This is a genomic window from uncultured Campylobacter sp. (genome assembly GCF_937921625.1).
Taxonomy (GTDB): Bacteria; Campylobacterota; Campylobacteria; order Campylobacterales; family Campylobacteraceae; genus Campylobacter_B.
This window is the reverse complement of sequence record NZ_CAKZTI010000046.1, coordinates 24,744-37,670: the sequence shown is the minus strand read 5'-3', so window position 1 is coordinate 37,670 and position 12,927 is coordinate 24,744. Positions and strand designations below refer to the sequence as shown.

Here is a 12,927-nt window from a genome sequence, read left to right as displayed (position 1 = left end):
TAGGAAATCTAACTAAAACCGAGATCAAAAAGCCCGTATAGGCGCAGATCGCAACCGCAAAAACAAGCGTAAGCGCAAGAAGCAGCGGGCGAAGCGCGTTTAAAATTTTCATTACAAGCGTGAAAAGCCCTTTTAAAAAAGTAAGTCTACGCGATAAAAATCCGCTAAGATCAGCTTCAAACGCATAAAGGCAGGCTACGAAGCTAAGCGGGATATATATGCAAAGCGCCGCCACGCCCACGGACATAACCGATGTGAAGTTATAATTAATCAAAATTTTCCAAAAAAGAAGCGGCCGCTCTAAATCGGCTACCAGGCAGACCATACCCAGAAGGATTGCTACGAAAGATAGCAACGACGCAGCCTTAAACAGCAGCGTGCTTTCGGTCTGCTTTTTATAAAATTTGACGAGGATCGCGACTACCAAAGCGCCGCCGCTCATACCCGCTAGCAAAAGATAGACCGCGATCGGCCAGCCCCACTCAACGCCGTGCGAGAAGGTCGCAGTGAAATTTATAGCTCCGTTCATATCACACCCCTAGTTTTACCGCAGGAATATAGCGCAGGCTCGGCTTCGTACCGCACTCAGGATGCATACGCAGGCTGTCTTTTACGCGAAGCAACTTGCTGATGTGCGAGCCCTCGTCGTTTAGATCGCCAAACACGATCGCCTCGTATCTGCACGCCTCGATGCAGGCAGGCTCGTGGCCGTCTTTTAAATTCGTATCCAAGCAGAAGTTACAGCTCTCTGCGGCTTTGGTTTCGTGATTTATAAAGCGCACGTCGTAAGGACAGGCGACGATGCAGTATTTACAGGCGATGCAATCATCGGTGTTCATAGTCGTGATGCCGGTTTTTTCATCCTTGTGGCAGGCTTTCGTCGGACAGACTTTTACGCACGGCGCGTCCTCGCACTGCTGACAAGATACTCTAACATAGCGCTTTTCTTTCAAATTTAGCGGATCGGTTTTATCCTGGATAAAAAGCCTCATTTGACCTTTCGGAACCAAATTTACCTTTTTACAGGCGATCTCGCAATCAGTGCAACCCACGCATTTGTTCTGATCGAATATCATGCCGTAGTGCGGCTTTTTCGGCTCTTGCTTTTGAACGCTTACGTTTGCGTCTTGCGCGCTTTTATCCGCGCTATTTTGTGCGAGTAAGCTTGAGGCGATTGCGCCAAGCCCCAAAGAGCCGAGTGCGGCGGATTTTATAAAATTTCTTCTTTGCTTTTGCATATTCTCCTCCGACTAAATTTAAGCAAAACTACTTTGTTTTATTCGCTTCGTGAAAGCTTTTAGCTTCGCTCTCGCTAAGCTTTTTGGCTGCATCGGCAAGCTCGCCGGGCTTTAAAACTTTTAGTAGTTCGGCTTCAAAAATCACCACAGAACCCGCAGGAATTCTATCTACGTCCACATTGCCGTAGGCTAAATTACTAGGGATTGTAAATTTATATTTCGAGCCTGTATTCATCAAAAGCAGCCCCTCGCGCAATCCGTCGATTAAGCCTATCATAGAAAGATGCGCCGGAATTTTAGATGCGAAAGTATCGTCAAATACGCTACCGTTCGTCAAATACGCCTTGTAGTTCATCACTACTACGCTCTCAGGCTTTGGCTTTTCGCCCATGCCTAGCTTTAGAATTTCATATTGAAGACCGGATTTTGTGGTTTTAACGTCCGGATTTTTGGCATTTTTCGCCATAAATTCCTTGCCTGCTTTTAAATTTTTATCAAGCTCCGCTTTGGAATTTGTTTCTACGATCTTATTTAGCTTATCGGCTCTTTGATTCAAAAGCGCAATAATTTCCTCATCTTTTAGCTTCTGCTGCTTTTTAAGAGCGTCCAAAAACCCCTCTATCACCGCATCTAAGTCGTATTTGACACCTAACGCGGCTTGTGAATGCAGCTGGTTTGAAACATAGCTTCCGGTAGAAGCTCCGATGCTATAAGATTCTTTTTGTTCTTGCGTAGTTAAATTCGCGCCCAACGCGCAGCTTGCCAAAACGATAGGCAAGAAAATTTTTAGTCTTTTTTGCATACATTTGCCTTTTAAATTTCGGGGCCGCGAACTTACGCGACCCCGAAAGAATTATAAATTATTATTTAGAATTCTTTGAGCCTCTTTAATATACTCTTTAGCGGCTTCTAGCCTTTGCTTAGTATATTTAAAGCCGTGCATTCCCCATGAGCCGTCTTTTTCGATAAGATCGACGGTGTCTTGAGCTTTTTCGATCAGCTCGTAAACGCGAGTTTTGTCGCTGGAGTCAAGCTTTTTAGTCTCGAGGATAGAGTAAATTCCTTGAATACCGATCTTAACTTGCGAGAAATCGCTCTTAATCGGAGTTTGCCAGCCCATAACCTCATCGTAAACCTGCTTTTGATTCTTGAAGTGAAGCGTCTCTTTTAGCTCGGAAACGACAGGGCTGTGGCAGCCTTTGGTATCTTGCATATCTTTATCCGCCCAAGACGTTCGTGCGCACGACCACATAAGATCGACGAAATTTCGTCCATCTTTATTTCTTTGGAAGTGCCAATCTTTCGCATCTCTCGGACCCTTAGCGGCATCGCCTGCGACTAGAGATTTTCTAGCAGGATCGATGTCGATCTTCCAGATGTGCGATCTTCTTTGAGTATCGAATCCCGCGTTGTCTTGGAACTGAATAGCATAGAAGTTCTCGCAGCTCATCATAAACGGCATGTGGCAAGATGCGCAAGTGTTGTCTTTATGCGTATCGGCTCTTGCGGCGATATAGGCTTGCTCTTGGTGGCAATCCTTACACTCTTTTGTGATCTTAGGCTTTGTATAAAACGCGCTCAAATAGCCCTGCTCGGAGTTGTAATTTACGCCCTTGACGGTTTTATCACCAACTACCGGTCCGGTGTTATCGTGCGGATCGTGGCAGGTTACGCAGCGCATACCCTTCTCGTAGTGAGCGGTAAAGTAGGACTGAGAGCCTTCAGAGCCACAGCCTGGACCCATAGATTTAAATTTAGAGCTAAGAGATAGATCGGGATTTCCGTTGTTTAGCGGATTAGCACGAGCTAAATCAGGGCTATAGTTAAATCTTTGGTGGCAGCGTTCGCAGTTTGAGGTTCTAAAATTTGTAGCGCCGTCAAGGTGACCGCCCGCTCCATGACACTCTTCGCAGGTGATACCCTTGGAGATAGTGTGCTTTTGAAGCTCTTTTGCGTTACCCAAAGCAGCATAGAATTCTTTTTTAGTTTTAAAGTCGAATTTGAATGGGTGGCAGACCTCGCAATACGAGCTGTTTGCTTGGAAAAACATCGATTTTTTATATTTCGCGGCATACGACGCAAGACCTCTTACGTAGCCGCCGTTATCACCATAATCGGCTAGAGTTTCCGGAAATTCCGGAACGATCTTTTTGATCTTTTTGACCGTCTCATCGTCTAAATTTAACGCCCAAGTCCTTTGGAATTGGTTACCGCCGGCTACGATCTGACCGGTGCCATCTCTTAGCAAGCCGCCCTCTACGTGATAGGTTCCGCGTAGAAGCCACGCATCTACGTAGCCAAATTTTGTCCTTAGATGCCCCACGGTCGCATAAATTACGTCAGGGGTAATACCTTTTGGAAGGATCGACGCCGTATCCGGACTAAATACAGGATCGGTTAGGTTGTTATTAACCTCCGGGTGCTCGCCCGGGAAGCGGATAGTAGTGGCGTGGCGCGATCTGCTCCATGTCTCATACTGCGCAGGGTGGCACTCGCCGCATTTTTCAGGGCCTATGAATTTATTCGGAAATTGCAAGGAAGATCCCGCAGGGATTCTATACATCATAGAGCTATAGCCCTTGCCATCGTCTCTTTTGCTAGCCTTTGAAAAGTCAAATCCATGCCCTTCCGCAAGCCACTCCAAACCTCGGTCGTGTACATCCATCTTACCGACCGTCTTACCGCCGTATTTGGTAAAAATCGGGTGATTTTTAAATAGCCAGTCATACATCTCTCGCTCTTCTACGACGTAGTCCTGCAAGGATATGACGCCTCTGCTTTGCAACGTGCCCTTAGGATTTGCGATGACGTCGCGCGATTTTTGCGACATTTCCATCTCATGCCCCATGCCTTCATCAGCACAGGCTCCTGCGGCAAAAATGCTAATACAGGCGAGCGCGCCTAGTAGCATCTTATTCCATTTTTTCATGGCTCCTCCTTTGAAAATCAAATTTTTAAATTAGCAAAGTTTTACGATTGAAATAATACCAACAAAAAAGGGTGAAAAAGGGAGAAATTTAATAAAGTCTAAATTTAACGAAAAGATATTGTAAATATTGATACTTTTTATTATTTTATTGAAATTTATTCAAAATCGCGCGTCGTAAAATTTAACCCTTCGGCAAAGATATTTTATAATACTATTTTATAGAAAATATTATTTATGATATAATAGCGGTAAAATTTAACCGTTTTAAGGAGGCTTCATTATGGTTAGAAAAATTTTATTCATATCGCTGCTGCTTGTTTTTTCAAACGCCGCTACGCTCACCGACGTTTTAGACAGGCAGGTTGAGGTAAAGGACAGGGTAGAAAAGGTCGTTTTGACGTTTTATTTCGAAGAGTACTTCGTAACCACGGGTGAAGAGGGCGTTTCTAAAATCGCCGGATGGTCTAAAGGGTACTGGAAGGGTCGCAGAGAAGCGACGTGGCAGGCTTTTTTGAAAAAATTTCCGAGCATAGATCAGATCCCCGATGTCGGATACATCGGCAAAAACACTCTGTCGTTCGAGCGCATCGTCTCGCTAAAGCCTGATGTGGTTTTGTTTGCAAAAAACGACTACGAAAAAGTTAAGCAAAATTTAAAAAATTTAGATAGCTCGGGTATTGCTGCGGTATTCGTAGATTTTCATGATGAAAATTTACAAAACCACATGAAAAGCATGGAAATTCTAGGCGAAATTTTCGGCAAGCAAGACAGAATAGCCGAAGTGAATAAATTTTATAAATCAAAATTCGAGCTCGTAGAACAAAGGCTCGCCAAAGCCAAAAATACGACCAAGCCCAAAGTTTACGTAGAATTTAGCGAAAAGGCGGGCGCTAGCGTCTTTGGCGTATCGTATTACGATAAGATGTGGGGAGCCTTCGTCAGCGCCGCCGGCGGAGAAAACATCGCAAAAGGGCTGATAAAAGGCGCCTCCTCGCCGCTCAATCCGGAATTTATAGTCAATAAAAATCCCGATATTATCATATTTGCGGGGAATTATTTTCCAAACGGCGGCAAGAACATCCCGCTAGGCTACGGCGTGAGCAAGCAGGAGGCTGCGGCAAATTTTAATGATTACGCCCAAAGAAGCGGCTGGCAAAACATAAACGCCGTCAAAAATCATAAAATTTACGCGATCTATCACGATCTAAGCAGGCATATTTTCGATTTTGCGGGGATCTTGTTTTTCGCGAAAAAATACATCCCGAGCTCTTTGCAGATATAGATCCTACCGCGGAACTGAAGGAATTTTTCGATAAATTTTATCCGGTCGAGTTTAGCGGAACGTGGATGATTGATTTTTAATGTCCGCAGAATTTTATAAAAGCCTCGTCTTTAGAAAAATTTTATTAATATGCTGCGGCACGGGGCTTTTATTTGTTTTATCTATACTCGATATAGCAAACGGGCCCGCAAACTACGGCTTTTTTGAAATTTTACAATCCTTTTTTTCGCGCAGCGCAGATAAAAATCTAAGCGTTATAGTCTTTAATATGAGGCTACCTGCGGCGATAGCGGCCGTTTTAGCGGGAGCAAGCCTAGGACTTAGCGGCGCCGTCATGCAGACCCTGTTAGCAAATCCGCTCGCTAGCCCCTACACTCTAGGAGTGGGCTCTGCAGCAGGCTTTGGAGCCGCCGTCGGCATAGTGTTTTTTGCGGGGAATTTTTTAAGCATAGGATTTTTTGCATTTTTCTTCGCTATTTTAAGCATCGTTTTCATATACCGCTTATCAAATCGCATAAATTTAGGCTCTTCGGGCATCATTTTAATAGGGATCATTTTGGTTTTTATCTATCAGAGCTTGCAGGCCTTCGTGATATACGTCGCGGATGAAGCGGAGGTTTCGAGTATTGTTTTTTGGACCTTCGGCTCGCTTTCGAAGGCGAATTACGCGAGCTTATCGATTATGCTCGCGGTATTTGCGGCGGCATTTTTCATATCGCTTTACAATGCCTGGAGCTTTAACGCGGTCTTGCTAGGCGACGAAATAGCTCAAAGCATGGGCGTTTGCGTGCACTCTTTTAAAATAAAAATGCTGATCTTAGCCTCGGTCCTAACCGCTACTTGCGTCTGTTTCGTAGGTACGATCGGCTTTGTTGGACTACTAGGAGCGCACATATCTAGAATTTTAATAGGCGCGGAGCAGAGATTTTTCCTTCCGTTTTCGGCTCTGATAGGAACTCTGCTTCTTTCATTTTCATCGATTTTGAGTAAAAATTTAATAAGCGGCGTAATCTTTCCTATCGGCATAATCACCTCATTCATCGGGGCGCTGTTTTTCCTAGCGATCGTGCTAAATAAGGGGCGCGGATGAGGGTTGAAGGCTTAAGCTTTTCATACAAAAACAAAGAAATTTTAAAAAATATAAGCTTCGCCGTAAACGAAGGCGAAATTTTAACGATCCTGGGCGTAAACGGCGCGGGCAAAAGCACAACGATGAAATGCTTAGCAGGCATCTTAAAGACGGATGCTAAGATTGATCTGTGCGGCGCGAGCGTCAAGGAGATCGGCTATCTGACGCAAAATATTATGCAAGAGGGCGGACTTAGCGTATTTGAGCTGGTGCTTTTAGGCCTCATTTCGAAGCTAAATTTTAAAGTAAGCCGCAGCGATCTGCAGAGGGTAGAGCATGTGCTAAAGCACGTGGGTATCGAGCACCTCGCAAAAAGAAGCTTTAGCGAGCTCTCCGGAGGCCAACAGAGGCTGGTGCTCATAGCTATGGTTTTTGCAAAAACGCCTAAAATCATGCTTTTGGACGAGCCTACCGCAAATTTAGACCTGCTTCATCAAAAAGATATCTTAAATTTAATAAGAGACTACACGAAATTTTATAAAATTTCGACCGTCATAAATATCCACGACATCAATCACGCTCTGAATTACGGCGATAAAATAATGGTGCTGCATGACGGCGAGATAGCGTTTCTAGGCGCGCCGAAAGATCTGGATACAGCCCTACTGAGCGAGGTTTTCGGCGTGGAATTTGAACTTCTTCAAAACAGAAGCGGCAAAAAATTTATCGCAAATTTTTAGCGCTTCTGCACGGATTTGATCAAATTTGACGAAAAGAGATCGTAAATATCGCGCCTTCGTCGGAATTCGAAGCGCTTATGCTCCCTCCGTTTTTTTCGATTATCATCTTGCTCATATATAGCCCTAGCCCGCTGCCCTGCTGCTTTGTAGTAAAGTGCGGCTCAAAAATTTTATCTAGCTGCGCTTCATCGATGCGGCTTGCGTTATTTTCGATCGTGATTACCCGCTCGCCCTGTTTTAAAAACGAGCGAATTTTAATCTCGCGCCGTTTAAGCGGTACGTCCAAAAACGCCTCCTTTGCGTTATTTATGATATTTATGATCACCTGGATTAGCTCGTTTACGTTGCCGTAAAGGGTGAAATTTTCCTCTATCCGCACGCTTATGTCGATGACATGCTTTTTAAGCGAGGCGTTTAAAATTTTACGCGCCTGCTCGATCGCTTCGCTGGCGCTAAATTCTTTCTTTGGCATGTTCGGATTGAAGAAATTTTTAAAATCCTCGATCGTATCGCTCATAAATTTCACCTGCTCGCCCGCGTCCCTGATGCCGCTTTCGAGCCTTTCTTTTGATAGCTTGCCCCGCTCGTTGTAAAGCTCTAAATTTATAAGCGTGGAGCTGATTTGCGATAGCGGCTGGCGCCACTGGTGCGAGATATTGCCGATCATCTCGCCCATTAGCGCGAGGCGGCTTTGATTTATCAGTAAAAGCTGAGTCTGCATCTTTAAGGTCTCGTTTTTTTTGTGAATTTTATAGATACAAAATATGCAGATCAAAAATACCACAAGCAAGCTTAGGCCGCTAACGACAAACTCTTTGGTGTGATAGAGCAGAATGCTTTTTATCGGAATTTTAAAGCTTATCATCGCGATCGTATCGCCCAGACCGCCTTTGAAATTTCCCACATCGCCGTAGAGCTCTTGCATCTTTTTAGGCGCTGCGTTGATGCTGTGGCACTCGGTGCACGAAGGCTGGGAGTTTGTTATCGGCAGGCTCAAAAGATACGAGGCGCCGCCTTTATCATAGATGACTCTGGAGTATTCTTTATATTTGTTTTCTTTAAAGCCCTCTAAAATTTCACTCTCAAACTCGCTTCCCTTGTGCTCGGGATTGAGCGGATCGGTAGCGACGAGCTTGTAGTCGTAGTTGATGTGATTTTTGGCGAGCTGAATTTTATAAATTTCGCGCGTTATGTAGGTCGAGGACATCAGCCTCGGATCAAAAAAATCCTCGCTTAGAAGCTTTTTTTCCTTAAGTTCGTTTATTAGCGGGCGCTGCACGGTCGAGACGTAATCGCGCACCGCATTCATCGTATCTAGGATATAAAACGCCTCGCGCCTCGTGTCCTTTAGCGCGAGCTCGCGGTAGAAGTTAAAAACCAACGCCGTAATTACGATATATAGCAGCACGAAAAGCGCTACGATAAATTTAAATTTATACTTCAAAGAGATACCCCACCGCATATAAATTTTTGATCACGTCCTTGCCGATCTTGCGGCGTAGCTCTTTGACGATCGCCTTGATCGCCTCCTTGCTGGGCTGCTCGAACTCCCACATATAGTCGAATAACTGCTCGTAGGTTACGGTTTGATTTTTGCGCGCTAAGAAGTACTCCAAAAGCTTGCTCTCGCTTTTAGAAAGATGACAGGCGCTGTCTTTGACGTAGATGATCTTTTTGGCAAAATCATACTTCAGCTCACTGCTTATGCTAAATATCGGCGCGTGATTTATCAGCTCCGCCGCAACGTCTTGCAGCGCCTTTATAAAGGCGTTTTTGTCGTACGGCTTAGGTAGATACCTAGTGATCTTAAGCTCCACTGCCCGCCACAGATACTCCTGCTCGGTGTGGCTCGAAAGTATCACGATCGGCACCGAGATGCCGGCAGCCCGGATCTTTTTAACGACCTCGAGCCCATCCATATGCGGCACGCCGATATCAAAAACCAGCGCGTCGTACGAGCCGCTCATCGCCTCATCAAGCGCCTCCAGCCCGTCCTTAACCCCCACTACTTCGCCGAAAAACAGCTGTAGCGATTCGGTTATATTTTTTAAAATCCCGGGCTCATCCTCTAGGCAAAGCACCCTTTTATTGGACAAAACGTCCAATAATTCGTAATCTTGCATACTCTATCCGCCTCCAAACTTAGCGCATTTCATTCTTAATCGTCTCTTAAAATATAACTAGACTTAGATTATATAAATTTAGCATTAAATCAACGTTAAAGAGGGCTCGCGTTTTTAAATTTAAACCTATGCCCTCGCGCTTCTATTGTTTATGCCTAGAAATTTCGTAAAATTTAATCCCGCTTTACGTGAAATTTGCGGCGGACGACAGCGAGCGCAAAAGAGTCGCGGATAAGCAATACTTTGTTTAAATTTTAGTGATTATTAAGGGGGGGGGTATACTCCTACGGAATTTTTAAAATTCAAAAAAGTAATAAAAATTTTAACATCATTAAATGACAGTATCTGACAACGAAAAGTGAAATAATACGAAAAATTTTAAGGAGGAAGAAATGAAAAAAATCATTTTAGCTTTGGCTTTTTTAAGCTCTTTTACGTTTGCCGAAGAGGTAAAAGAGCTTACGGATGAGCAAATAAATACATTGGTAAAGGTCTGCGAAAGCGGTAAAGATTTCACGAATGAAAATGGAACCGTGAAGTATGAGGAAGCCTGCGCTACTCTCGGTATGATATATGAAAATATCCCTGTATTAGGCGATCTCGGTGTAAAGCAAGATTTGGCAAAAGCCTTTAAATTTTATAAAAAAGCGTGCGACGGCGGCTATGCTCGTGGCTGCTTTGGATTAGGAGGGTTTTATTTTGAAGGAAAAGAGGTAACAAAAGATGATAAAAAAGCTCTCGAGTTCTTTAAAAAGGCATGCGATATGGGCGATAAAGAGAGCTGCACTTTGGCGGCTGTTATGGACGGCGATAACGCGAATTTAGCAAAGGCGTCCGAGCAACACAAGAAAGATTGCGATAGCAAGGGCGATATATTTGCTTGCGGGTTATTTGCCGTGTTTATGGAGGGAAAGGATAATAATGAAGCGGCGAAATACTATAAAAAGGCCTGCGAGCTTGGCAAAAATATCTCGGATCCCGCATTGCAAAATAACCCCGCATTTAACGATGGGATAAAGCAATTTTGCAGCAGACCTGCTGAGCTTGAAGCGCAAAATTTAAGGGCTGTGCAGGACGTAATTAAAGCGAAAATCGCCGAAGAGTATAGAATATCTTACGATTCTGAGGGGAACTGGGTATCTTGCGCGATATACGCCTCTAATATAGAGAACGACGATCAAAGAGCGGCGATGAGATACTATGACAAGGCGTGCAAATTGGGCAAAAAAATCATAAGTGTCGATTCTAACAAGATACTGCAAAAATCTTGCGAAAAAGCCGCCCGCTGAGGTGATTTTAAAAATTTACGCAAGAATATGAATTGGCGCGATGAAATTTTAAAATTTCATCGTTGCACTCGCCGCCATATTCGGCATGCAGGGGCGTTAAATTTATCCGAAACACTTTAAATTTCGTAAAATTTCAGCTTTGCAAAGATAGAATTACAAAATTTTTTAAAAAGGATTTAGTATGAAAAACTCCCTCTTGTTTGCCTGCGCGGCGCTGATTATATGCGGCTGCTCTAACTCGGAGCATCCAGAGCCCGGCGTTTCGTATTGCAGCGAGCCTAAAATGGACGAGGCGTCGCATCAGATGATCCAAATTTGCGGCGAAAGCGAGGATCCGCAAATCGAAAATATGCAGTGCGACGAAAACGGGCTTTGCTTCGGCACCGCAAAAATCAGGTAGCCGAAGCGTCTCGCGGGCGCAGAGCTAAATTTAACTATTTTAGAGCCAAAACCGGATGCCCGAGAACGATCCAAGCCACGCTTTAAAATTTCGCCCGCAATTTAAATTTAACTCCGCTTCACGCGCTGATGCATTTTATCTATCTTGTTTTTAGCTACGCCCGCCAATCAATCGAGCTACTCTTGGCGCGATGAAATTTTAAAATTTCATCGCCAAGCACGGGTGCGTGATTTAGAATTTAAAAGTAGGTGCGGCTCAAATTTCATAAGTTTAAAATTTTAAAGCGACATGCGATTTAAAATTTTACGCCTCTCAAATACTAGCCAGTGCGAAATTTCGCGCAAGCTCAAAATCCGCGCTAGGAGATTTCATGCCGCTGCAAAATTTCTAGATCACAACTCCGCTCGGTAGAATTTTTGGCGGTGCAGATGGAGGCGCAAAATCTGTGCCACGCAACCTTGCACGGATCACACCCGCCCAAATTCCTATGCCGCACGCCGAGACTCATAATCTAATCTCGCTACAAGATCGCTTGCGAAATAGTACAACATCCTTAGTCGCATAGCGCAGCCTTGCTCACTGCGCGGTCAAGATCCATAGCTGTAGTGCAAAATGGCGCAAAATTCTTTGCCGTGCGGTAGGAGTTCTCAGAGCAAAAAAGGCGCGATATCCTCTCGACGGTGTAAGTTTATAATCTAACTCACGCCTCAGAATTCCGCCTCAAACTCATTGCTTAAAATTTCGTCTAAAAAAATCGCGTATGAGAAATTCCGCTTTATCTTTACGGCTTAAAATTTCGTATGGATCGCACTGAGCGAAATCCAGTCACTGCGCGACGTAATCTTAAAATTTCAGCGGTGAGCTCGTAGCGATATTAAATTCTGCTTCACTATTATGACTCAAATCTATCCCACGCCCGCAGATTTAAAATTTTACTTCAAACGACGCCGTGAAATTTCTACCCTTGCCTAGGCACATATCTCTCGGTGCCTGCGCCGCTCGCACTTAGCGGCGACGCTATATCTTTGCCGATAGCAACCATCGCACAGGGCGCCTGCCACAGCGCATAGAAAATAAAGCGCGCCTTTTGCATAATCGCGCCTCTAAAAAATTTTAAGCGACCGCAAAATTTTAAAATTTAAAAGCAGCCTTCGATTAAGCCGATTTTTATAAATTTGGATTTGCTTTGTAGCAGCGCAATCTGGTGAGCAAGGCGCAACTATAAGTTACGCAGCTAGCTTTACGTCAGCTGCTTAAACATTTCGATCTGCTCCTTCGTAAGCTCGATCAAATCATCGTTTGCGTATTTAAGCGATGTCTCCAGGCTTGCGATGAGCTCCTTACGGACGAAGCTCACGCTAAAAAGCGTCGCCCAAAATCGCGCTCCGCTGCCCGTGCTCGGATCTTCCAAGACCGCTCTAATCGCAGCTACCGCAGCAGCATCGTCCGCCGCACCGAGCACCTCGTCCACAAGCGGATATTCACCTGCGCCGTCGCCCTCGTTTAGCGAGCGCAAAAGCGGCTCAAGCGCTTCATCACATGGATTGTCACGCAAAAACTCCCGTACCGCACGAAACTCTACCACGAGCTGATCCGAAAGCTGCGCAGGCATCGGCTGATGAAGTCTCAAAAAGTCTAATGCCGTTTGCTTGTCCATACAATTCCTTTTAAATGATATGCGCGATTGTAGCTAATTTTGGATTGCAAAGAGATAAATTTACTCTAATTTATCAGTCATTTCCATCATAAGTTCTCAATAATCTTAAATAATTTAGACAGTGATTTTGTAGTGGCTTTTAGGGGCGATTTTCGATGGGCTTTGCGGATTACAAAATAAAATTCCAAAATTTTATCCAA

General features: G+C 44.4%; 13 protein-coding genes. 5 read left to right on the top strand and 8 right to left on the bottom strand.

The genetic code is table 11. The features are described from left to right. The 4 genes from nrfD to Q0101_RS07435 form a co-directional block, all read right to left on the bottom strand. Positions 1-529 (bottom strand): NrfD/PsrC family molybdoenzyme membrane anchor subunit (gene nrfD, locus Q0101_RS07450; RefSeq protein ID WP_297943842.1); only part of this gene is annotated, 529 nt, incomplete at its 3' end. A gap of 1 nt (position 530) precedes the next feature. Next, positions 531-1,238 (bottom strand): 4Fe-4S dicluster domain-containing protein, encoded by a 708-nt coding sequence (locus Q0101_RS07445; protein ID WP_297943839.1) that lies wholly within the window; start codon positions 1,236-1,238, stop codon positions 531-533. Between the two features lie 28 nt (positions 1,239-1,266). Beyond that, positions 1,267-2,040 carry an FKBP-type peptidyl-prolyl cis-trans isomerase N-terminal domain-containing protein gene (locus tag Q0101_RS07440; RefSeq protein ID WP_297943835.1) on the bottom strand — a complete coding sequence of 258 codons (774 nt, stop codon included), beginning with the start codon at positions 2,038-2,040 and terminating at the stop codon, positions 1,267-1,269. A gap of 51 nt (positions 2,041-2,091) precedes the next feature. Further along, a complete protein-coding gene (locus Q0101_RS07435) occupies positions 2,092-4,167 on the bottom strand; it encodes a cytochrome C (RefSeq protein ID WP_297942005.1) in 2,076 nt (691 codons plus the stop codon). A 280-nt stretch (positions 4,168-4,447) separates the two neighbouring features. Here Q0101_RS07435 and Q0101_RS07430 point away from each other — a divergent pair, with 280 nt between their 5' ends. The 3 genes from Q0101_RS07430 to Q0101_RS07420 all read left to right on the top strand — a co-directional run bounded on the left by Q0101_RS07430 (position 4,448) and on the right by Q0101_RS07420 (position 7,258). Further along, on the top strand, positions 4,448-5,449 hold the full coding sequence (locus tag Q0101_RS07430) for an ABC transporter substrate-binding protein (RefSeq protein WP_297943832.1): 1,002 nt from the start codon (positions 4,448-4,450) through the stop codon (positions 5,447-5,449). Between the two features lie 79 nt (positions 5,450-5,528). Continuing rightward, positions 5,529-6,539, top strand: coding sequence for an iron ABC transporter permease (locus Q0101_RS07425; RefSeq protein ID WP_297943829.1), 1,011 nt, complete (start codon positions 5,529-5,531; stop codon positions 6,537-6,539). After that, entirely contained in the window at positions 6,536-7,258 is a 723-nt protein-coding gene (locus tag Q0101_RS07420) for an ABC transporter ATP-binding protein (protein ID WP_297943826.1), read from the top strand. Before Q0101_RS07425 ends, Q0101_RS07420 begins: the two co-directional genes overlap by 4 nt. A gap of 19 nt (positions 7,259-7,277) precedes the next feature. On the opposite strand, the gene Q0101_RS07415 is transcribed toward Q0101_RS07420, so the two are convergent. Together Q0101_RS07415 and Q0101_RS07410 are read right to left on the bottom strand one after the other, a co-directional pair. Continuing rightward, positions 7,278-8,702 carry a DUF3365 domain-containing protein gene (locus Q0101_RS07415; protein WP_297943845.1) on the bottom strand — a complete coding sequence of 475 codons (1,425 nt, stop codon included), beginning with the start codon at positions 8,700-8,702 and terminating at the stop codon, positions 7,278-7,280. After that, positions 8,692-9,381 carry a response regulator transcription factor gene (locus Q0101_RS07410; protein WP_291940170.1) on the bottom strand — a complete coding sequence of 230 codons (690 nt, stop codon included), beginning with the start codon at positions 9,379-9,381 and terminating at the stop codon, positions 8,692-8,694. The genes Q0101_RS07415 and Q0101_RS07410 overlap by 11 nt, the downstream gene beginning before the upstream one ends. A gap of 392 nt (positions 9,382-9,773) precedes the next feature. Here Q0101_RS07410 and Q0101_RS07405 point away from each other — a divergent pair, with 392 nt between their 5' ends. Together Q0101_RS07405 and Q0101_RS07400 are read left to right on the top strand one after the other, a co-directional pair. Beyond that, positions 9,774-10,670, top strand: a complete 897-nt coding sequence (locus tag Q0101_RS07405; protein ID WP_297943823.1) for a tetratricopeptide repeat protein — start codon at positions 9,774-9,776, stop codon at positions 10,668-10,670. 181 nt (positions 10,671-10,851) lie between these two features. Next, the gene (locus tag Q0101_RS07400; protein ID WP_297943821.1) at positions 10,852-11,070 is read left to right on the top strand and encodes a hypothetical protein; all 219 of its coding nucleotides are present in this window, start codon (positions 10,852-10,854) and stop codon (positions 11,068-11,070) included. Positions 11,071-12,028: 958 nt separating this feature from the next. Here Q0101_RS07400 and Q0101_RS07395 read toward each other — a convergent pair. Together Q0101_RS07395 and Q0101_RS07390 are read right to left on the bottom strand one after the other, a co-directional pair. Next, complete coding sequence (locus tag Q0101_RS07395) at positions 12,029-12,163, bottom strand: hypothetical protein (RefSeq protein WP_297943818.1); 135 nt, start codon at positions 12,161-12,163, stop codon at positions 12,029-12,031. A 147-nt stretch (positions 12,164-12,310) separates the two neighbouring features. Next, a complete protein-coding gene (locus tag Q0101_RS07390; protein WP_297943815.1) occupies positions 12,311-12,727 on the bottom strand; it encodes a hypothetical protein in 417 nt (138 codons plus the stop codon). Positions 12,728-12,927 lie beyond the last annotated feature (200 nt).